Annotated in this window: 20 protein-coding genes and 3 pseudogenes; 14 read left to right on the top strand and 9 right to left on the bottom strand. The window is 69.3% G+C overall.

From position 1 onward, the window contains the following. Window positions 1-58 precede the first annotated feature (58 nt). From NRK68_RS34575 to NRK68_RS34595, 5 genes are all read left to right on the top strand, one after another. Complete coding sequence (locus tag NRK68_RS34575; RefSeq protein WP_114059074.1) at window positions 59-901, top strand: hypothetical protein; 843 nt, start codon at window positions 59-61, stop codon at window positions 899-901. After that, a complete protein-coding gene (locus tag NRK68_RS34580) occupies window positions 898-2,337 on the top strand; it encodes an ATP-binding protein (RefSeq protein ID WP_257858141.1) in 1,440 nt (479 codons plus the stop codon). The genes NRK68_RS34575 and NRK68_RS34580 overlap by 4 nt, the downstream gene beginning before the upstream one ends. 77 nt (window positions 2,338-2,414) lie before the next feature. After that, window positions 2,415-2,606 carry a hypothetical protein gene (locus tag NRK68_RS34585; RefSeq protein ID WP_257858142.1) on the top strand — a complete coding sequence of 64 codons (192 nt, stop codon included), beginning with the start codon at window positions 2,415-2,417 and terminating at the stop codon, window positions 2,604-2,606. 29 nt (window positions 2,607-2,635) lie between these two features. Next, on the top strand, window positions 2,636-2,830 hold the full coding sequence (locus tag NRK68_RS34590; protein WP_257858143.1) for a hypothetical protein: 195 nt from the start codon (window positions 2,636-2,638) through the stop codon (window positions 2,828-2,830). A gap of 81 nt (window positions 2,831-2,911) precedes the next feature. Further along, the gene (locus NRK68_RS34595) at window positions 2,912-3,412 is read left to right on the top strand and encodes a hypothetical protein (RefSeq protein ID WP_257858144.1); all 501 of its coding nucleotides are present in this window, start codon (window positions 2,912-2,914) and stop codon (window positions 3,410-3,412) included. Window positions 3,413-3,497: 85 nt separating this feature from the next. Here the strand turns inward: NRK68_RS34595 and NRK68_RS34600 are convergent, their stop codons facing one another. Continuing rightward, the gene (locus tag NRK68_RS34600) at window positions 3,498-3,692 is read right to left on the bottom strand and encodes a hypothetical protein (RefSeq protein ID WP_257858145.1); all 195 of its coding nucleotides are present in this window, start codon (window positions 3,690-3,692) and stop codon (window positions 3,498-3,500) included. A 114-nt stretch (window positions 3,693-3,806) separates the two neighbouring features. On the opposite strand from NRK68_RS34600, the gene NRK68_RS34605 reads away from it, so the two are divergent. The 4 genes and pseudogenes from NRK68_RS34605 to NRK68_RS37020 all read left to right on the top strand — a co-directional run bounded on the left by NRK68_RS34605 (window position 3,807) and on the right by NRK68_RS37020 (window position 6,109). Further along, window positions 3,807-4,634, top strand: coding sequence for a hypothetical protein (locus NRK68_RS34605; protein WP_257858146.1), 828 nt, complete (start codon window positions 3,807-3,809; stop codon window positions 4,632-4,634). 35 nt (window positions 4,635-4,669) lie between these two features. Then, window positions 4,670-4,924 (top strand): hypothetical protein, encoded by a 255-nt coding sequence (locus NRK68_RS34610; RefSeq protein WP_257858147.1) that lies wholly within the window; start codon window positions 4,670-4,672, stop codon window positions 4,922-4,924. Window positions 4,925-5,512: 588 nt separating this feature from the next. Further along, window positions 5,513-5,869, top strand: a pseudogene (locus NRK68_RS34615) (ISL3 family transposase); the annotation flags it as partial. Window positions 5,870-5,923: 54 nt separating this feature from the next. Then, window positions 5,924-6,109, top strand: coding sequence for a DUF4259 domain-containing protein (locus NRK68_RS37020; RefSeq protein WP_373024687.1), 186 nt, complete (start codon window positions 5,924-5,926; stop codon window positions 6,107-6,109). Window positions 6,110-6,323: 214 nt separating this feature from the next. Here NRK68_RS37020 and tpg read toward each other — a convergent pair. Further along, window positions 6,324-6,792 (bottom strand): annotated as a pseudogene (gene tpg, locus NRK68_RS34625) (telomere-protecting terminal protein Tpg); the annotation flags it as partial. A 239-nt stretch (window positions 6,793-7,031) separates the two neighbouring features. Further along, entirely contained in the window at window positions 7,032-9,188 is a 2,157-nt protein-coding gene (gene tap / locus NRK68_RS34630; RefSeq protein ID WP_257858149.1) for a telomere-associated protein Tap, read from the bottom strand. Window positions 9,189-9,527: 339 nt separating this feature from the next. Between tap and NRK68_RS34635 the strand changes: the two genes are divergently transcribed. Next, window positions 9,528-10,235: a tetratricopeptide repeat protein gene (locus tag NRK68_RS34635; RefSeq protein WP_308296351.1), complete on the top strand. Its 708-nt coding sequence runs from the start codon at window positions 9,528-9,530 to the stop codon at window positions 10,233-10,235. Between the two features lie 383 nt (window positions 10,236-10,618). On the opposite strand, the gene NRK68_RS34640 is transcribed toward NRK68_RS34635, so the two are convergent. The 4 genes from NRK68_RS34640 to NRK68_RS34655 form a co-directional block, all read right to left on the bottom strand. Further along, window positions 10,619-11,308 carry an SMI1/KNR4 family protein gene (locus NRK68_RS34640; protein ID WP_257858151.1) on the bottom strand — a complete coding sequence of 230 codons (690 nt, stop codon included), beginning with the start codon at window positions 11,306-11,308 and terminating at the stop codon, window positions 10,619-10,621. A gap of 513 nt (window positions 11,309-11,821) precedes the next feature. Continuing rightward, window positions 11,822-12,061: a hypothetical protein gene (locus NRK68_RS34645; RefSeq protein ID WP_257858152.1), complete on the bottom strand. Its 240-nt coding sequence runs from the start codon at window positions 12,059-12,061 to the stop codon at window positions 11,822-11,824. A 215-nt stretch (window positions 12,062-12,276) separates the two neighbouring features. Then, the gene (locus NRK68_RS34650; RefSeq protein WP_257858153.1) at window positions 12,277-13,245 is read right to left on the bottom strand and encodes a hypothetical protein; all 969 of its coding nucleotides are present in this window, start codon (window positions 13,243-13,245) and stop codon (window positions 12,277-12,279) included. Beyond that, complete coding sequence (locus tag NRK68_RS34655; protein ID WP_257858154.1) at window positions 13,242-14,291, bottom strand: RNA polymerase sigma factor; 1,050 nt, start codon at window positions 14,289-14,291, stop codon at window positions 13,242-13,244. The genes NRK68_RS34650 and NRK68_RS34655 overlap by 4 nt, the downstream gene beginning before the upstream one ends. Window positions 14,292-15,465: 1,174 nt before the next feature. Between NRK68_RS34655 and NRK68_RS34660 the strand changes: the two genes are divergently transcribed. Together NRK68_RS34660 and NRK68_RS34665 are read left to right on the top strand one after the other, a co-directional pair. Then, window positions 15,466-15,930 (top strand): hypothetical protein, encoded by a 465-nt coding sequence (locus NRK68_RS34660; protein WP_257858155.1) that lies wholly within the window; start codon window positions 15,466-15,468, stop codon window positions 15,928-15,930. A gap of 23 nt (window positions 15,931-15,953) precedes the next feature. Then, entirely contained in the window at window positions 15,954-16,574 is a 621-nt protein-coding gene (locus tag NRK68_RS34665; protein ID WP_257858156.1) for a hypothetical protein, read from the top strand. A gap of 1,115 nt (window positions 16,575-17,689) precedes the next feature. Here the strand turns inward: NRK68_RS34665 and NRK68_RS34670 are convergent. Together NRK68_RS34670 and NRK68_RS34675 are read right to left on the bottom strand one after the other, a co-directional pair. Beyond that, a pseudogene (locus NRK68_RS34670) lies at window positions 17,690-17,833 on the bottom strand (transposase); the annotation flags it as partial. 245 nt (window positions 17,834-18,078) lie between these two features. Continuing rightward, the gene (locus NRK68_RS34675; RefSeq protein WP_257858157.1) at window positions 18,079-18,282 is read right to left on the bottom strand and encodes a hypothetical protein; all 204 of its coding nucleotides are present in this window, start codon (window positions 18,280-18,282) and stop codon (window positions 18,079-18,081) included. 1,053 nt (window positions 18,283-19,335) lie between these two features. Between NRK68_RS34675 and NRK68_RS34680 the strand changes: the two genes are divergently transcribed. Continuing rightward, window positions 19,336-19,815: a hypothetical protein gene (locus NRK68_RS34680; RefSeq protein WP_257858158.1), complete on the top strand. Its 480-nt coding sequence runs from the start codon at window positions 19,336-19,338 to the stop codon at window positions 19,813-19,815. 110 nt (window positions 19,816-19,925) lie between these two features. After that, window positions 19,926-20,666, top strand: a complete 741-nt coding sequence (locus NRK68_RS34685) for an ATP-binding cassette domain-containing protein (protein WP_257858159.1) — start codon at window positions 19,926-19,928, stop codon at window positions 20,664-20,666.

Below are 20,666 nucleotides of genomic sequence, written 5' to 3' on the forward strand. Positions count from 1 at the left end.
GCGAACCCCACGACGGGTTCGCCGCCCTTCCCTATGCCCTGACAAGGAGAGCTCACCGATGATCCGCCTCGGACCCCTGCGCAGCCGCTTCGCCCTGGCACGCAACGCCGTCGGCCGCGTCGCCACCGTGGCCGGCACCGGCGCGCTCGCCACCGGCGCCTTCACCCACGACCTCTACGCCCCCTCCGTCCTGGCCGCCCTCGGCTGCGCCGGCTGGGGCGCCGCCTGGTCCCTGACCCTGCGCCGCGACGCCACGGGCAACACCGCCATGGGCCTCTACATGGCCCCCTCCGTCTCCATGGCCGTCCTGCTCACCGCGCAGCGGATCATCCCCGGCATCGACTGGTACTGGGAACTCCTCGCCGACGCCGGCTGGACCGCCGCCGTGCTCTACGTGCGCCCGGCCCGCGTGGCCCGCATCCTGGTCGGCCGCGAGAAATCGCTCACCCCCGAGGCGATCGAGCAGACCCGCGAGCTCCTGGTCCAGGAGGACGTCCCCGCCGGCCCCCAGCACCCGCAAGCCGTGTTCTGGGCGCAGCACGTCGCCATCGAGGGAGGCGCCGCCCCGAACACCGTGCTGGAGCAGATCGAACGCACCGGTGAGCAGTCGATGACCGCGGTCATCCGCTCCACGCTGCCCGGCAAGCCGGTCCCGAAGATCGACCTGCTGGAGCTGTCCGCGGCCATCAACTGGCCCGAGGACGAGATCGCCATCACCCCGGTGCCCCGCCAGGGCGCCGGCGTGCGGCGGCTGACCGTCGGCCAGGCCCCCGAGGAGGCCATGGACATCTACACGGCCTGGGAGAAGCTCATCGCCCCCAAGGGCATGCCCTCCACCGTCATCACCGCGATCCGCACCGTCGACATCCCCGACGAGGAGACCAAGGAGCTCCCCGCATGAGCAGGATCTACGAGCTCACCGTGGAAGCGGCCGAGCCCGGCGACATCATCACCTACCACCCGCAGCGCCTCGCTGCGGCGCTGCACATCGCCGACGTCAACCGGCTCGCGGTGGAGACCAGCGTCATGGGCACCAAGGCCCTGGTCACCATCTACCCCCACGACCCGCTCGCCCGCGTCATCCTCGCCGACCCCGAGATGCTGGTCATGGACGCCCGCGGCCGCATCTGGATCGGCCGCTACCACAACGGCCGGCCTTCCCTGCTGCGCCTGTACGACCCTGCGTCCGGGTCCGCGCAGCGCCTGCTGCTGTTCGGGACCACCGGCGCGGGCAAGTCCACCGCCGGGCAGATCATCCTCGCCGCGATGAAGCGCTCCGGGATCGCCGTCTTGTACGCCGACCTCAAGGGCGGCCAGTCCGCACCGGAAGCCTTCGGGCAGGCCGGACCGGGCATGGAAGGGAACGTGGCCTGGAGGGTCACCACGCAGGAAGGCACGATGGCGCAGCTGCGCACGACGTGGCTGACCATGATGGACCGCCAGGAGCGCTACGCCCGCCTGGGCCGCTCCAAGTTCCTGCGGGACCGGCCCGACCCGCTGATCTACCAGATCATCGACGAAGCCAACCGCCTCCTGGAGAAGGGCGCCCCGTATAGGGACGAGGCCACCTTCTACATCAAGGACATCGGCCGCACCGGCCGCTCCCTCGGCGTCGGCATCGGCCTGTTTGCCCAGGCCGGCCACCTCGAGGAGATGGGCGGGAGCGACACCCTCCGCGCCATGCTCAAGGAGGGCGAGGTGGTCTTGCTCCGCTGGACCAGCTCGATGATGAAGCAGCTGGTGACCGACGGCCTGTTGCCCGCCGGTCAGGTCCTTGCGCCGATCCCGAAGTACGCGGGCGAGGTCGACCTCGTCTCGCAGTTCGACGAGGAGCACGACGACAGCGACCTGCCCGGTACCCAGGGCACCGCGTACAACGTCAACGGCCGCTACCCCACCAGCAAGATGCGGTTCTGGAACATCGGCTCGGCCACACCTACCGAGGGCCTGGACCCGGAGGTCCTCGACCTCTACGGCCCCGGCGCCCCGCCCGAGATTGAGGAAGACGCCTGGGCCCTGATCGGGGACGCCTACTGCCAGCGCCTGGACGGCATGGAGGCGTACCGGGCCGTCTTCCCCGAGCCGGAGGAAGACGAAGACGGCGAAGGCGGCGGCAAGAAGAAGAGCGGCGGCGGCGCCAAGGCAGCTCCCTCGCCGGTCCCGGCCGCCGCGGCCAAGCCGAAGGCGCGCACGCTGCGCGACCGCATCCAGTCCGTCCTGGACGCACACGACGACCCGCTGGACGCCCTCCAGATCCTGGAGCTCGTCAATGCCGACGGCGGCCGCGAGGTCAAGCTCGGCAGCATCCGCAACACCCTGACCGCGATCAGGAACTGACCCCCACCCTCCCCCGCCCGGCCGGGCCGGGCCCCGCGCCCGCCCGGCCGCCGGCCTTCCCGAAGGAGCTCCCCACCGTGGCCTTGACCATCTCCCTGGTCTTCTTCGCCGGCGTCCTCGTCGTGGTCCTGGTCCGCACCGGCTACCTGCGGTTGTGGCCCGCGCTCGCCGCCATCCTCTTCGGCTTCTCCCTCGCCTCCACCGGCATCGCGCCCGCCATCAACGACGCGATCAGCGGCATCGCCGGATGGATCAGCACCCTCGGATAACCCGCCCCATGAACCGATCGGAGCCCGCCATGAACCGCCCCTTGTTCGTCGTCGACGAAGCCGCCACCGTCCTCGCCACTGACCCCGAGGCCCGCCGCCTGCTGAACCAGCTGCTGCTCGCCGGCCGCAAGAACGGCGTCCAGGAGCAGCCCGAGCCGGAGACCGGCCTGCGGTTGCAGTACCCGACGCTCGCCGAGTTCGAGGCCGCCGCCCACCGGCAGTAGCCCGACCCGCTCCCCCACCCTTCGCGCCCTCCCCGCCGTCCCGGCCGGGAGGGCGCGCTCGTACCCGAACGGAGAAGCACGATGGACTTCCACCCCGCCGCCGGCCGCCCGATGACCGACTCCGAGGCCGCCGCCGAAGCCATGCGGATCATGGACGCGAGCTTCCGGACCGACCAGCCGGGCCACTTCCCGACGTCCTACCGCGACCACTCCCCCGTGCCCGCCTACGGCGACACCCCGCCCGTCCTCCAGCCCGACCATCGGATCGTCCCGGCCTGGGCGGCCGGGATCGCGGTGGCCTCCATCGGCGTCGGCGCCGGGGTCACCGGCATCGGCTGCGGCGCCTGGCTGGTCCTGCAGGGCCTGGCCTCTGTCAGCCTCGCCGGAGTCCTGATGGTCACCCTGCCCTTCGCGGGCCTGGCCATGGCCGCCACCGCGATCGGCGGCGCGATCAACCGCGCCCGCTCCGCCGTCACCAAGAACGTCTACGAGGGCCCGGTCACCATGCGGACCGAGATCACCAGCAACAACACCACGCGCGGCATGTTCTTCGCCCGCACCCGCAACGACATCCACCACTGACCCGGCACCCTGCGTCGTACTCGAACCCCGCCCCGTCCGGGCCGGGAGTCGAGTACGGGGCAGGCCGCCGGAGCAGCCCGCGCGCTCAGTCGTCGTCCAGGTAGATCAGCAGGCGGCCGTACTCATCGACCTTCGCCTCGTAGATCACCCCATCGACGATCGCGTGGTCGACGACGACCTCGTAGTCGTCCTCGTCGTCGATCCACAGCACGCCGTCGTCGTCCGTGAACGCCGGATAGATCACCCCGTCGGCGATCACCGAATCGAACTCGACTGCCATCGCACCCCCTTGCTGCTCCCTGGCCTCGCCCCAGCCTGGCCCACCACCAGGCCCCGGCAACAGAGCCATGCCCATCCGTACGCGCCGTCACCGCTCTTGAAGGAGAAGCCGACCATGGCTGACCCCAACGACCGCACCCCGAACGTCCCCGGCCCGCGCCAAGAGCACCCGGCCGCCGGCCACGGCCAGGCACACGGGCAGCCCGCGGCCGCGCCCCTGCTGCTCGAGGAACTCGATGCCAAGCAGCCGCGCACGCAGGCCCTGCGCGTCTGGTGGGCCGACGCCTGGGACGACGGCGGCGTCCTGCACGACCGTTGGGAGGACCTGCGCCTGGCGCCGTCGCTCGGCTGGCACGGTATGGCCAACTGGTTGAAGGCGGTCGTCGGACTCGCCGGGATCTCCTTCGTCATCCTGCTGCTGGACGGCGCGACCGACGCCCTGGCCGGCATGCTGCACAGCCTGCTGACGGCCGCGCCCCGCGTCCAGGTCGGCACCGACACATCCACCGGCGTCTTCGCCGTGATCGACCAGCCGATCCGCACGTACATCGCCGCGCACTCCCCCACGCTGACGGTCAGCGCCTCCACCGTCTATACCGTCTGGCAACTGGTCGGACTCTTCGGCCTGATCGGCGGCTTCGCCCGCAGCAGTGGCGCCCGCATCACCTGGACCGTGTGGGGCGCGGCCAGCATCGCCATGGTCTGGGACGCCGCTCCCGACGCGGGCCGCACCATGGCCACCGGGTTCGCCGTCCTCGCCTGGACCGCCGCCTCCGCCTTCGCGCTGCGCGGCCTGACCCTGCGCCCGGCGTTCTTCACCCACATCCACAACGGCGGCCACCAGATCGAGCCGCACATCCACCTCCCGGCCCCGGCTACCGCGGCCGCGCCGGACGACGAAGACGACGCCCCGGACAACGTCCACCCCCTCCAGAAGCGCTGACCCGCAGCTCGTCACCGAACCCGAGAGGCACCCCGATGAAGCTGGACAAGAACGAGCTCTGGGCCGGCACCTTCCACGGACGCCACGACGGCGCCCCGGCGAAGGTCACCGCCACCCTCGACGACACCCGGCCCGAGCCGTACGCCTGGACCTGCACCTGCGGCGCGAGCCGGTCCTTCCCGACCCAGGACGACGTGTTCGACACCGCCTGGCGGCACACCCACCCCACCCGCCTCGACCGGCTGCGGGGCTGGGCCGCCCGCCTGCTCCGCACCCGCGCCGCCCGCTGACCCGACGCCCTGCCTGGCCCTCGCCCACCCGCCCCGCGGGCGGCGAGGACCGGACAGGCCGCCCGGACGCCCACGGCCCACAGCCTCGCCGCATGACCGAACTGCCTGCTGCGCCCCGCCGACACCAGCACGACGTCGGCGGGGCGCAGCGCTGACCGGATCCGGAGACCTGATCCGAGCACCGCCCCACTGACGACTGGAGGAACTGTTCGTGCTCATCCCCCGCCCGTGCCGCCGGATCGGCCGGCCCCGTCCGCAGCGCCCCGGCCCCGCTACCCGCACCGCCCCGACCGTCTGCCCACCGCCTGGAGCAGGTGATGCCGCGCCCGCGGAGGAAGCGCCGCTGCCGCGAGGTGAACCGGGTGCCGCGCTGTGACGCGTCGCTGCCCGAGTACGACCGCAGCACGGTGCCCGACGGGCTCGTCACCCGCAGGCAGTTACGGGAGATGGGCCTGAGCCCCGGCGGTAACTGCGGCCCGGTCGCGATCCTGCGCTGCAAGCTGTGCGCCACCCGGCCGCAGTGGTCCTGCACCCACCCAACCCGCGGCTACCTGCTCCGCGTTGACCTCGCCAAGCCCAAACCTCACCCACCCCGACGGACTTCCGGAGAAGGAGCGACTGAAGCTGAAGTCCGTCCTGGCCGGCTGCCCCGAGCTGGACGCCCTCGCCGGGCACGTCCGCTCCTTCGGGCAGATGCTCACCCAGCTCCAGGGAGAACGGCTCCCCAAGTGGATGGCGGCGGTCCGGGCCGACGACCTGCCCAGCATGCACACCTTCATCAACGGCCTCGAACGCGACCTCGCGGCCGTCACAGCTGGCCTGACCCTGCCCTGGAGCTCAGGCGTCGTAGAAGGCCACGTCAATCGCATCAAGATGATCAAGCGGCAGATGTACGGACGCGCTGGCTTCAAGCTCCTGCGCAAGCGGGTGCTGCTTGCTTCGTGACCTCGTTGTCGGTGGCCAATGCGACGATCCCCAGACGGCCACGCAAGGAGAGACATGGGCACCTGGGATACCGGCCCCTTCGACAACGACACCGCCGCCGACTTCGGGGGTGATCTGGACGAGGCAGCGCGGGAAGAACGCAAACCCCTGATCCGCGGCGTGCTCGTACTAAATTTGGATCATGGGTTGGCGGGGCAGCGGGATGGGTGCGCCATGCGGGTGATGGGGGATCATGTCTGACCGGGCAGTGGGCCTCGTTGAGACGCATCGGCGATCCAGACTCGGCGGCCGCGACCTGCTGGACGGCCAGTATCGCAGGGACGACGCCCGCCCCACACCCGGTGATGTAGAGCGACTGGATGCCTTCCTGAGGGCCCGAACGGAGCGGCTCGCACAGGCCGACCGTGGGACCGATGAGCGGCAAATGGCACAAGCCGTGCAGAACGCACTAGTTTTCCCTGAACCCGTCGGCAACGATCTGGCGCATCTGCCGGTCGCTCATGCCTGCCTTGCGGGCTTCGAAGAGGCGCTGTGCGTAGTACGGGGGAGGTGGACGGTCAGGCGCGGAACCGGCCGTCGTCGGTCGTGCCGACCGGGGCGGTGTAGCCGAACCGGGCGCGGGTCTCGACGGTGATGCCGGCGGTGGTGGCGGCGTGCTTGCGGCGGCGGCCGCGGACCATGAGCTGCCAGCGGGCGCGGACGGCGTCGTCGATGCGGTCGGTGATCTCCTTCGGCGGGGTCTTCCGGTTGCCTTTGCGGTAGCGCTCCACGGAACGCTGGCTGATCCCCAGCTCGGCGGCGACCGCGCGGGTGGACTTGAGCTTCTTGACCAGGAAGTTGATGCGGCCCTTGAGGGTCTTGGGGGGCTCCTGGGTGAACCCTTCCCGGTCGGCCCGCTCGATCGCGTCCTCGATCTCTCCCACGGTGGGACTCCTCTCTCAGCAGGGTGTGCCCTCCCCCGCTGCGGCAGGGCGGGGGAGGGCCGGGCGTCGGGGTACGCGCGTCTCGCGCGGACCGGGATCCGCCACGAGCGGCTGTGACGGGGTAGGGAACAACGCAGAGCGGCCGCTAGCGGCACAACCACTCTCGTTCGTAGGGGACGGGATGGTGGTACCTCCGCTGCCGCCGGCAGGGCTGCGGAGGGCGCTGTCGTCGGTGAGGGCTACTTGCCGTCGTCGAGAACGGCGTCGCCGCCCTTGATATGACGGGCGGGGTTGAGGCCCTTCTCCATCAGGTCCACCGCCCACGCCATCTCCCGTACGCCTTCGAGTTTGGCCAGGCCGGGGGTGGGGCCGAGGCGGAAGCCGCCCATGAGCGGCTTGCCGGACTCCGCGTACGGCAGGAAGTCCAGCGGGGACGCGCCCGGGGAGGGGTAGACGACGCAGTCGGAGAGCACGGCGAGGGGGTACAGGCCGGTCAGCTTCACCATGTTGTTCAGCTTGCGGTGCATGTTGACGCGGGCCTTGGAGATGACGGCGGCGCGGATGTCGGGGCGCCAGGTCGGACGCTGCATCGCGGGCCACGGATCCCCGGGCCGGTAGTTGCGGCCCTGGGGGTTCTCGAAGAGCTTGCCGATGCCGCCCTTGACGGTGGCCTTGATCGCGGCGAGGACGGCGGCCATGGCCGGGTCCGTCTGCTGGTGGTGCTCCATCGCGGCCAGGTACTCGGCGTCGGTCAGGTCCTTGGTGACGCCGAGGTCGGCGAGGGTGTCCAGGTAGGCGGTCTTCAACCGGTCGTGCCAGGGGTCGAGGTAGGCGCCGGTCTCACGACGCAGGTAGGCCTCGATCGGGTGGACGTCGTGGCCGAGTTCCTGGGCGTAGGCCAGGGTGTGGGTCTGGTACCAGGCAGGTCCCGTCGGCCGGGTGCCGTCCGGCGTGAACGGGGAGGGCAGGCGGGGGTCGAGGTCGATGTGGGAGAGGTCGGCGAGCCAGGAGCCGGGGATCTTCTTGCTGAACACCGGTGCGTGGAAGTGGTCCGGGGCGGACAGGCCCACCATCAGGCGCGCGGCGGCCGCGAGGAACGCGGTGTTCAGGTCCAGGCCGACCGCGTACGGCAGCAGGCACTCGGCGTCGGAGAGCAGGGCGGGGTCGCGGACCCATTGGTAGGCCTCCTCGTTCAGGAAGCCGCCCTTCCAGCCGGAGCGGAAGACCGCGGGGTGTTCGGGCTGGCCCTCCGGCGGCGCCGGGTCCATCGGCTCCGTCCCCAGCGAGCCGGGGTTGTGGCCGGAGACCCAGTTCCCGCTCTCCTGGTCCTGGACGGCCCGGGTCGGCGGCCGCAGCGCGGTCATCAGCTCCAGCCCGGTCACCGCCGTCGACCCGCGCGGGGTCATCACCCGCTGGGCGTAGACGCCTAGCACGTGGGCGATGTCGGCCGGGTGCATCGAGGCGACCCCGGGCCAGGAACGCGTGTCGAGGGCATCCCAGGACAGAATGGCGAGCTGCACGCACTGCCGCGCGCCGCCCTCGGTCTTGCGGTAGACGCGCGGCCACGGGCCGAAGCCGCGCTGGGTGAGCTTCCACCTTGCGCGCGCGATCTGCTTCACGACCGTATGGTCGTCGGCAAGGCGCAGCGCCCGGCGTTCCTGAGTGCCCTCCAGGCGCTCCGGCAGTCCCAGCTTCACGGCCGCCGCCGCAGTGAGCACGATGAGGGGGTCGGAGTCCTTACCGTTGCGGTTCAGGCGCGGGGCACCCAGACCGGACTCCTTCAGCGTCCACTCCACCAGCTCCACCACGGTGGTGGCGGGGCAGTCCAGCACGATCCCGTCGACGCCGTACGCGGATCCGTCACCGTCCAGGACGGCCAGCGGACCGTGCTGGAACGGCGCGGCAGCAATGTTCGGCACCACGCGCTTACGGGCCGGAGGACGCGACGAGGCCCGCGCCGGCGAAGACGACGGCGCGTCCACCGGGGCGGGCTGTGCGGCGGGCGCGGAAGGGGGTGGGGCGGCGAGGGCGGCCGCGACGCTCTGTTCCGGCGCTGCGGCAGCCGGGCCGGTGGACGTCCGCCTGACGGGCGTGGTCTTCGGCGCGTGTGTCGGCGCCGGAGCGGAGGTGGCTGGGGCCGGGGTCGGGGCGGGGTACTTCGCGGCCCAGCCGTCCAGCAGCCGCAGGTAGGCCTGCAGCCGCGGCGGACGCGGCTGCGAGCGGCCGTTCTCCCAGTTCTTCACCGTCTGCGTCGTCGACTTCAGCGCCTGCGCCAGCCTCGCCTGCGACACCCCGGCCGCCTCCCGAAGCCGCGCCCGCTCCGCCGGCGGCGGCAGCTCGGGCTCCCCCTCCAACAGAGCGTCGACCAGCTCGAACAGCTCTTCCTGACTTGTCATCACATCCACCTCCACTCCCTCACACTAGCATTATTTAACCTCAGAATTAGCCCTAGATTTAACCCGTACGGGCGACTCGGGAAGGTGAGCGTTGACCGTAGAAACGCCGACCTGACACGGACCCGTGATTGATTGTTCAACTTGGCCCGGGTGAGCCGGCCTCCTGCGGGGCCGAACCGACGCACCGACACTCGCCGCGTGGGTGTGCGGCGTTCGTATGCTCCAGGCATGAAATTCTTTCGGCGCAACCGAGACGAAGCCGGTCGGACCCCTTTGGCCCAGGCCACGGCCCTGTACCAGGCGGGGCGTTATGCGGAGGCCGAGGCCGAGGCACGCTCCGTGGCTGCAGCCCGGTCACGGTCGCGCGGCGACACGTACGCGCCGCTGGCCCTGGGTATCGCCGCGCTCGCCGCGGGCGCTCAAGGCCGCCATGCCGATGCCGTCTCCACATACGACGCACTGCTGCCGGTCGCCGGCAGGATCTTCGGCGCCGAACACCCGCAGACCCTCAAACTGCGCTCGGACCGCGCCCAGGCGCTGAGCTCACTCGCCCAGTACGCGGAATCCGAGGCGGAGTGCGCGGCCGTCGCCCGGATCGCCGCCCGCGGCACAGGGCCGGACATGCCCCTCATAGCAACGGCCGCCCGCAACGGGCAGATCTACGCCCTCACCGCGCTGGGACGCCACCCGGAGGCGGAGGCGCTGGCACGCGAAGCACTTTCCGCCCGACGCGCACCGGACCGCTTCACCCTGGTCCTGCGGCTCGGTCTGGCCCGCAGCCTCAACGGCCAGAACCGCCACGAGGAGGCCCTCGCGGAGTCGGAGCGCGCCGAGGAGCTGCACCGTCGTCTGCCCCAGGAGCAGCGCCGCCCTGAAACCGGCGCCCTCGAGCTGGCCACGGCCACCGCCCTCCTCGGCCTGGGGCGTGGCACCGAGGCCCGCCCCCTGGCCGCAGCCGCCCACGACGCCTGCCTTACCGCCTTCGGACCGGACCACCGCCGCACCGCCGAGGCCCAGGCCCTGCTCGCCCGCATCGACAGCGCCTGAACAGCCGCGCCGCGGCCCGCAGGTGTGGCTCCTCAGCGACCTCGTCCTGTCGCCGAGTCCGTTCGGCTCGGTCGACGGCCTCGCCCCAGGCTTCACGGGAGACAGTCGCGGCCGCCGCCTGACCCATGCCAAGCTCACCTCGCCCACCTGGCGAAATTGGCCTGCGGCTCACAGACCTCACAGGCTGACGGGTGGGTCGGCCGCATGGCCTCCGCTGCGCTCTTCCCGGTGGCTGGTCGGGATATCGAGCGCCTGCCCCAACACGGCGAAGCCCACATCAACTGGACACTCATCACCCTCATGACCAGGCGACTTACCCGCAAGGGCCCCCGCACCGACGGCTGGGCAAGGAAACCCGCGGCGAGCTCGGCCGAGCCCCCGACTCAGCCCGCCGCCGGGGCCGACGCCAGCTGACGTTCAGCCTTCTCAAGCCACGCCAGATACCAGTGCGTGAAGGTCATCGGTGCGCCGGTCTCATCAAGAAGCGGTTTCAGGTCCTCGTCATCTGCCCTGTTGTCGAACCAGATTCGCCCACGCTCGGGGCCGCTGATGATCAGCCACTCGCGGGCGGCGCAGCCCAGCGTTGAGATCACGATCGCGCCGACCGTGCGGTCCGCCGACCACATCAGGGGTTCCCAGCGCTCTTCCCAGGCCTCAATGGCGTCATCGAAGTCCTCGATCTCCTCGAAGTCCTCCTCCTCCGGATGCTCGGACAGCAGCAGCTGGACAGCTTCGGGATCGGCGCCTTCACGCGGGAACGGCTCGGCCAATCGGGACAGGTCAGCCAGCTCGGCTCCGTCTCCCTCCCACCGCCAGCGCCCCTGAATGAGTCGAACCGGATACACGCCATATGAGGGCCCGGCGCCACCGGCGCCGACAAGGAGGAGGAAGCCGCGGTACTCCCCAGGCAGCGACACACCCGTCTGACCTTCGAGATCGGCCAGCTCTGCCGGAGTCAAGGGGTCCGCAAGGAAGAACTTGTGCCCTATCGCGCCGAAGACGCGGTCACCACCTGGCGCGGCGATGAGGGCCTGCACCCGCTCGCGCACCCCCACCCATATCGAGTCATCCATGCGCCGAGCCTATGCGCGACGAGCCTGGCCAACCGGGGCGGGGTTGGGCTACGAAGAACGGCAGGTCAGCCATCAAAAAACAGGCACTGAGGATGCCGAGCATGACCAGGCGCCGGTGAAGCAGGATGCGCACGGCACGGGCTGGCAGACCGAGGCCGGCCTGGGCGGCCGATGGCGTGGGGCGGCAGGTGGGGTTGGGGCGGCCCGGTGGTACTGCTTGCCCCCAGAGCGCTCTGGGCACCGGGCCTCACCCGGCGCGCCACATCGGCACGGGCTACCCGGACCATAGCTTGATCCGCAGCTCGCCGAGGGGACCGTCGATCTTTTGCCCCGGCCACCCGATGCCGCCACGCGCGGCCGCGCCCAGGTCAGCCCGACGGGGGGACGGAGCACATACAGGCGGCCAGGGCCTGGGCCCGCTCCGGCCAAGGGCAACGTGGTGGGATTCGAACCCACGACCTCCGACCGGCGCCGAAAAGCGCCAGCCGTGCGAGCAGGTCCTACTCCTCTGGATCACTGCGCGTAGGAGACCAACTGCAGGGGCACCCCCAAAGCGAGGCGGGCCTCCTTGAAGGCCTCCTCGGCGGGGTCCGGCAGCCGGTAGGCGTGGCGGAGGGCCACCTGCCTCTCCTCCAGCCCGTCGAAATTCTCGTGCAGCGAGGCCTTGTCGGGGACGGCCGTCCGGGCCGCCCACCCCCGCAGCGCACGCAACGCGGTCTCGGCTTCGGCCGCGGTCGTGTTCGCCGCGTACACAGAGCAGCCCTCGCCCGCGAGGAACTCACCCGCCTCGGACTCGGGACACCGACACCCCTGCCGGCCTGTCCGTACCCACGAACAATCCGTGTCCGCCGCCGCGGGCGAGGAAGACCACGACATGGGAACGGTCCTGCCCGGCCGCGACGTCCTTGGCCGCGGGGACAGACGCACCGCTTTGATGGTCCACAGCGGTGTGTGTGGGGCGGAAACGGTCAGACGTCTTCCGCCCGTGCACGCAGCTCAGTCAGGCGCATGGGCCCCTCGGTGTCGCTCAGTGATCGTCCCGTCAGCTCCGTCAGGGCCTGGCAGGGTGACAGTCCCCGATCGGATGCGGAGCGCGGGCGGTCCAGCCACGTGAGCGCGGTCCGGTAACGCTCGTCGTCATCGAGGTCACGGGGCTCGAAGCTCGCCGCGGGCTCGGACTCGGAGGCCCAGAAGTATCCGAGCACCCCGCGGTCGTCGGTCACCGGCACGTAGCGGACCTCGCCCGACACCGAGCGTCGGTATCCGATGTGCCCGAAGCCGGGGGCGTGGGTGAACTCCTCGTACCGCCGGGGGATCTCGAACCGGGCCCAGGAATCGGACGGAGTTCCGTCCGGGTCGACATGGGGAACGACACCCGTCGCGGTCGGCGTGCCGAAGTAGGTGGGGTCCTCGGGGTCCATGTCGGATCCCAGTACCTCGGTGAGCTCCTCGAGCACGGACGCGAGGCGGGGCGCGTTCGCCTCGTACACGGCGGACTGGGCCCGGCCTCGGAGGTCGTACGGCATCCAGGTATCGGAGTAGGTGATCAGATCAACTGTGGCGAAGCCGGTGTCCACAAAGGCGGCCAGGTCGAACACGCCTTCCGTCCGGATCTCCTGCGCACCGGTGGACAGCGAGCCGGCCACGGTGCATCGGGCATCCACCGATCCGATGGGACCGGGGCGCATGGCAGACCTGATCGCGCCGGCCAGCTCCTCAGCGGATCCGGCAGCGGAGAGCTCGCTTTGGAACAGCATGTCGGCCTCTGTGCCGGCCTCGGAGATGGCGAGACGGAAGGTCGGCTCGCCGAGTGCGAGCCGGTGCGAGGCCAGCACGGACCGAGCCGCCATCAGGTCTCCGAGGCACCGGAACAGGGGGTCCACGTCCTCGACGAACTCGCCCCACGTCCATCGGGCAACTGGCGTACTGGCGATCACGGTGCCACCTCCGGCAGGAGTTCGTCGGCCTCCAGAAGGTGGGTAAGCGATTCGACGGTCGTGAGCGCGGCCTGGACCACCATGGTCAGATCGGTGGGCCAGTAGATGTGGGCGAGACGTAGCGCTTCACGTCGGTACTTCAGTGGCACCGAGGCAAGCCGACCGGTCAGCGGTCCGTGCGTCGGCAGCCTGGCCGCCGAGGGGAGGTGCCGTTCGTCGTCAGCCTCGATCGTTTCGCGGCTCAGGCGCTCTGCTACTGCGGCGCCGGTTGCATGGTGGGCTGACCATGGCATGCGGGCAAGCGTCGCGGGGGGGTCCTGAAGGTCAGGAACGCCTCCCTGCGCTGCCAGCCGGTCGAGGACCGCCCTGCCGACGTCCCGGTGCAGAGAGACCAGCAGGGCTTCCAAAGTGCCGCTGTGCGCGCCGGCACCGCTGCGGGGTGCATCGCTGCTCATGATTCTCCCTTCGGCGCTTCGTCGTCTTGGTATTCGCTGTAAAGCTGGAACTTCGCCTTCAGCGCCGTGCGGGCGCGTGAGAGGTTCTGGCGAACAGCCACCTGCGCGGTGCCCATGGCCCGCGCGCTCTCCTCGGTGGTGAAGCCGTCGAGGTTCCACGCCAAGGCAGCGCGGGGAGGGCAGTTTGAGGAGCTGAGCCATCACCTGCCGTCCTTCCTCCCCGATCTCGGCCGCCTGTGCTGGCGTGTGCCATCGCAGGCTGACCTCGGGTTCGGGTAGCTCCGCGAAGGCGTCTTCCGGCCTGACCTTCTGGCTGACCCAGGACCGCCAGGCGACGGTACGCAGCCAGGCTATGGGACGGCTGATGGTCAGGCCCGGCGTACACATCTTCGTGAACGCGTCTTGCGCGGCATCCTGGGCTTCCGGCCAGGACGCCCCGGCGAACAGCAGGAAGCGGACGAGCGCGGGGTACTGATCATGATGCAACGCCTCGGCCAGCTCGCGGCCCGGCAGCGCTATGGCCGGTGCTTCCAAGGGCTGCACATCGGGCATCCCGTCCACGAGCAGTTCAGGGCTGGCGGCATCCTCCATCACAGCCACCCCCGATCCCGTGCGACTCAGGAGCGAACCAAATGCGCCGGTTCCTGGCCGGCTCCTGCATCGCTCCCCGCGGCGCCGCATACCGGATCCTCGCTGTGATCCCCTCACCCGCGATACGCGCGAGTTCCACCTCCGTCCTCAACCAGCGGTGCGCGATCTTCACCGCGCCACTCACCAAGCTGACGAGAACGGTCACCGCCGCTCCTGTCACAATCGGATCCACCCTGCTCCCCTTCGCTTTTGCCGTTGCCGTAAGCCACATGTGCAGCAACAGAGCGCAGAATCTCGACAGTTGCGACACTGCGCAGGTCAGAGAGACGGGTCTGATCTCGTCAGCGTCCGGTCCAACCTCGTGACGGACCGTCGCTGGGCGCCCTGCGGGTCTCCCGTCCGCACGGAATCCCCCGACGCGAGCCGTCCGTCCTGAGCGGCCAGGAGCAGAACCAGAGCCCTGGAGTGGGTGGTGCCGAGCGCGGTGGCCACCGCTTCGGCCAGCCTGCATACCGTCGTCGCACAGCGCGCCGGCGGCCTTCGGCTCACCGGGCGGCGCTCCGCTCCAGCCCTCCGGCAGCACGCAGCGCGGCCAGCTGCGTTTCCGCAGCCGTGGCGGTCAGCTGCCCGGCGATCTCGAGACCAATAGTGCGGCTAGCGGCTCGGGCAGCGGCTAGCACCGCAGCCCCTTCGATGGTCAGCGCCGAAACCGCACCGCCCTAAGCGCTGGGTACGGCATCTTGCGTCCTACAGTGTCCGGGCTGAGAGCTGGATCGAACCTCCCCAGGCTTACTCACGACGGCTTGACATCAGCGGTTGACAGCGCGTATTGACACATTTACGCTGTTCAGAGCGAAGCGTTGTTTCGACGGATCGGGATGCGATGAATACTCCGGCTCCCCACGTACAGGCGTGGCCAGTGGTGCGCTGGCGAGACATCGTGCACGCCTTCCGGCCTGATCACCCTGCGCGCGAGGCACAGGTCAGGACGTTGCGTAGCAACGAGGTCCTCTCCCCGGGGATCCGTTTCACGCGGCGCAACAATCACCGTCTCGCTGGCGTTGGCACCCTGTACAGCAGCCTGAATGTGCGTGCCGCAGTCATGTACCGGAGGGACGACAAGGACGCTGCCCGTGCCTACTGCTCAGCAGCACAGAGGATTGAGGAGGAACTCATGACGCTGTTGAAGAACCAGCAGCTTGACGCCTCCGAGCTGGAGCCGCTGGCCGCCCCCTCAGAAGGGGCTTGGAAGGTGCTGCGGCCACTGTGCGAACTCACCCGTTCCGCCTTGGCGAGCCTGCCTGGTGTGCCGGAGGAGGAGAGCATCGCCGGCATCCTGCAGAGCACGGACGGCAAGAAGGTCCGATTTACCGAATCTGGCCTTGCAGGACTGGACCACGAGCTGCCCTACGCGATGATGGAAGCAGCAGGCCTCTCGATTGGTGACCCTGCACTCCTGCTGAGCGAGTTCACCGGCGCCACCATCATCACGCGCTTGCAGCCCGGACTCCTGTTCGAGAACTGCGGGGGCGACCCCGCACCCGCAGTTACTGACCCCCAGGCAGAGGACGCCAGGGTCCAACGGCCGCTGGACGATGCGTTCCGCTCCGCGCTCTTCGCCAGGCTCCATTCGGAGTAGCTGATCACCCGTAAGATTCAAGGGTGGAACGAGTCTCCTGGTCGTTGGGCACCAAGGCCAATCGGATAGAGCTGCAAAATTTCGACTGCTGTCCCGGGTGCCGGATGGATATCGTCCGGCACCCGAACGACAGTCGCCGCTGTCTGACCGAGTGGGCGCACTCCGTTCAGAAGTACATCCATCAACATGCCATCTCAGCGACCAATGGTCGCGCTCGTACTCACGACCAGCGCTTGATCCTCCTGCGCGATGGAGACGTGCTTGTGGGGGTCGGCGTCCACTATTCGGAGGAGCTGCCTGCCGAGTCAGGGGCAGTCTTCGAGCGACGCATCGACGCCTACGCAACAGCTCTCGAAGTCCATGGACAGAAGCTGTCCAATGGTGAGTACGCGTCAAAAGCTCTCCTGAGAGCGATCGTCAGCGACATCACCACACGCCACAGCTCACGCGACCGCGTCTTCCTTACCGCCCTCGTCCTTCCCGAGAACGGTGCCTCGCGGAAGTGCTTGGAACGCTACGGATTCCGTGAGGGGGGCCAGGATGGCCCGTACCTGGTCTACGCAGCCACACTGCTGAACGCCCAGAACCATCTCGGCGTGGAACCAACCGCGGATATCGACGCCTTCCAGGATCCTGAACCCTAGGAGGGAGCGCACCGCACAACGCGCATGCGCAAGGACGAAGGTCACCCGGGCGCGGGAGCGGGCCGCAGCCGCCGCCGACGGCCCCGCAAACGCCCGATCGGGAGCGACCCTGTCGGCTCGCTCCCCGCCGCAGTGGGCTCCACTCCGCGAAGGCGGGCAGCCACTCCACCTATCCCGACGCCAGCCAGCAGTGCGCCAGCCTATCTCCGCGCCCACAGGGTGCAGTTGCGGTGGGCCACCGGGGCCTCCGAGCTGGAACTCGGGCAGGGGGACGGATCTGGCGGGTGTGAGGAATGGCGTTCCCATCGCTGCGGCTCTGCCGGAGCACCTGCCGGGTCCTCCAGGTACAGGGTGGCCGCGCCACCGACCAGGACCAACCCTGCCCAACCACCCCACAACCACCGTCGCTTCGGCGTTGCCACCGTACGCCTCCCTACTGCCGCCTGCGGCGTCTCTTTCAGTCACGTTGCTGGGCTGTTTAAGCCTCAGCAACCACACACCACCCCAAATGCACGAAATGACCGTTCGTTCGTTCGCCGGCGTCCATGACTTGTACGCGTGCAAGTTCTCCAGGGACCGGCGCCTGACCAGCGAAAATGCGCGGGCCGGACCCGTGCCCTACCCGCACGCACCCCCAGAGCGACCCACGATCGGAACGCTGCTGTCGCCATTCGTCCACAACCGTCCAAGCTCCGGTTGTGTTTCGGTCCGCCGGCAGGGCACCGTGGGGGTGCAGAACCGACCGGGCGACCGGCGGAACCCCCTCGAATGCTGATGGCTTCGCAGACAGGGACAAGAGCAGCACCGCGTTGCAGCGCGAGTGCTGCACGCGACAGGGCCGACCCGCACACGCCGGGCCGGCCCTGTCCGCATTCCCGGCCGCGCACCCGCACCGCTCCGTAAGTCCCTGTTTCGGATCCCCCGCGCGAGTTAGCTTTGAGTTCTAGGCCGGGCTGGTGTTGAAGGACGCGAGCAAGGCCTCGGAGAGGGCTTGTCGGTCTTGCGGTGACCAGCTTCGGCCGGGTGCCAGACCGGACGCGGTGTTCTGCTCGGCTGCATGTCGTTCCAGGCAGTGGCGGGTTGAGCGGCGGCTGCGCCGGCTCCTGGCCGCGGACCCCGGTCCGCACCCGGTGCAGGATCCCATCGATCACCTGCCGGTGATCGCGCCACCGCCCGCACCGGCCGTTGCTCACCGGCAGGCACGGCCGCAGCCTCTCCCACTCCGCGTCCGACAGATCACCGCGTTCTGCCCGCCCCATGTAAGGGATAACGATCCGACCGGACGACAGTCGCATGATCGGACGGACAGCATACACCCAGCGAACTACCGGACACCCGACGTAGTATCTGCGGCGCCGGGGCATCCGGCACACTGAGTTCCGGCAGCATCGAGGGCGCCGTGAACCGCATCAAGAAGATCAAGCGGCAGCTCTACGGCCGAGCCGGATTCGGACAACTCCGCAAGATGATCCTGCTCCAGTGACACTCCAAGACGCTCTGCCCGTCATCGGTCCGACCAGTGTCCGACGGGGCGGTGGGGAGAGGTGCGGCACTCAAAGACGTAGACGTTGATGCCGCAGGTGTCCAGGAGGGTGGGGTTGAACGCCTCGGATTCCCACAGCCAGCGGGTCTCGGTGCTCTCGGCCGTCCGGTCTTCCTCGGGAAGCCACGTACGCCAGGACTCACTGTCGAATTCTCCCTCTGTCACGGTCAGAAGGTGCTCCATCCGGCCACCGCACGTTTTGCAGTCCGGCCAGCAGGGCTCCTGTCTCCATCCCGGGTAGCCGCCCAGCTTGATTCCCGGTGCGTCGGCAAGATGCGACGAGTACCGAAGCCCGGTCTCGGCCAGCAGTGCCTCGACACGGTCTTCGAGTGCGTCCTCGAGATCCCGGGGACAGTCGTTCCTTGGGTATTCGGTCACCTGCTCGGGGTGAACGACGCAGGGGGCCGGGTACCAGCCTTCGGGAAGCCCGCCCGCCGACGGTGCAGGTGTTGCCTCCACGTCCCCGATCGATCGGGAGTCTCGCCAGTACACCTGGGGCAGCGGGTAACAGTAGGTACCGTGCGCGTAGGGACACCAGAGGACTTGAAGCAGATCGGTGCCCTCCGGAAAGGGCAGGGTGGGTACGTCCTCCTGGCGGATCTGCACGATGGGGGCCAAGGGCGCAGCAGGTTCGAGGAAGCTCGTGGTCTCCGGGTCGTAGTGTTCCGCGTCGCACACCGGCCATGCTTCACCGGCGGGCCACATCAGAGGACCTCCGACAGAGCTGTCCCGGAACGTCGGAGAACCGGGGCGCGGATGCAAGCGGACGGACTCAACGCGGAGGGGAAGCAGCTCGGGGAAGAGGCTCTCCACGTTGACCGGCCGGGCAGGTGTGTGACGGGGCATGTGCCGAACTCTAGAACCTGAGTACGACAGCCAGCCGCACCAGCCTTGTCGTGCTCTGGATCAGGGCACTGGATCCCTCGCAAGAAGATCGAGCTCTACGCTCGATCCGGATTCGAACTACGCCGCAAGGTGTCCCTGCCTCTGTAACGCTCCGTGGCAGCTCCCCAAGATCTGTGCCAGAACCTCGTTTTCACCTACGCAGCCAGAGGGCCGACGCATGAAGGATGGATCTCTCCTGGCCAATGTCAAGACGGCACTGGCGATCCTCGCACCCCACCTGGCCTTTGCCCTTCGCACGTCTGTAGTTGGTTGCTCCGTTCAGCTTTTCGGCCATCCGCTGTCCGTGCCCGATGGAGCGAGATCTTCCGGCATATGTTCGATTTTGTGCACACCTCGGGGCTGGTGCATCGCTGCCCTCTGCCCCTGGGGCATCGGACGCGGGAGGGATCAGTGAAGGTCAATTTTCAACGCGCTGCCAGCGTCATGGCTGGCGTGACACTGCTGTGCGTTGCCGCCGTGACCCCGGCGCACGCCGAGGGGTCCTTCAACACCTACATTTCCAACTGGTACGTGAGCAACGAGTCGCGTCACTGGAAGGACAGCAACGCCGACGGCGCCTGGACCGGTGTCTATTTCGAGGGCTGCTCGACCAATGGCGCTTTCAACCAGGCGGGGCTCATGCTCCGCAAGGCCGTGGATTGGCAGCCGGACCCGAGCAAGGGGTCTCGCACCAATTACTGCGGTTGGGTCGACTGGAAGGACCCCGACGATGTCGGCGTCCATTACTTCCGGCTGGACAGCCTCCTCAACGGCGGCTACCTGTGGGTCGACTACGTGAAGATCGGCTGGTAGCAGCAGACCTGGCACGACGGGTGTCCCGGCGATCTCAGCGCCGGGACACCCGCGCTCACCATAGTCCCACTACTTGCCGCCCCCAGGGCGGCGGATTGCGCGCTGTGAACATGGCTTTGGTATTCGATGACATCGCCTTCCGGTACGGGAGGCAGGCCTCGGGGTTCACCGGGTTAGCCCTGACGGTCGACGCCCCCGCAACGGTGCTCCTCGGCCCGAACGGAGCGGGCAAGTCGACCCTGATGGCCATAGCGGCCTCGCAGCTGACTCCAGCGAATGGGAGCGTGAGCTTCAACGGGGCGCGCCCCGATCGCCGCAGGCAGGCCGCCTACCGCAAGCGCGTCGCGTGGATACCCCAGCACATCACACCGGTTCCCGGCCTTACCGTGCGCGAGCAGGTCGCCTACGCGGGTTGGCTGAAGGGGATGAGCCGCGGCGCGGCCTGGGAGGCCTCGGCCGGGGCGGTCGAGCGGGTCGGGCTGGGCAAGCTGGCGGACCGCAAGAGCCATCAGGTCAGCGGCGGGCAGCTCAGGCGCATGGGCATTGCCGGAGCTTTGACCCATCGCAGCGAGCTGATCCTCATGGATGAGCCGACCGCCGGACTCGACCCGCAGCAGCGCCAGATGTTCCGCCAGCTGGTGGCAGAGCTCTCCCAGAGGGTGCAGGTCCTGGTCTCCACCCACCAGACCGAGGACCTCGCCGACCTTTACCACCAGGTCGTTGTCCTGGACCAGGGTGCGGTCCGCTTCCAGGGAAGCCCGGCAGACTTCCATGCCCTCGCCCCTGCTTCCGGTGGGAGCCGCGAACGGGCGGAGGCCGCCTACGCGCTGCTCGTCGGGCAGGAGATCTAA

It is taken from the genome of Streptomyces yangpuensis, assembly GCF_024666385.1.
GTDB classification, from domain to species: domain Bacteria; phylum Actinomycetota; class Actinomycetes; order Streptomycetales; family Streptomycetaceae; genus Streptomyces; species Streptomyces yangpuensis.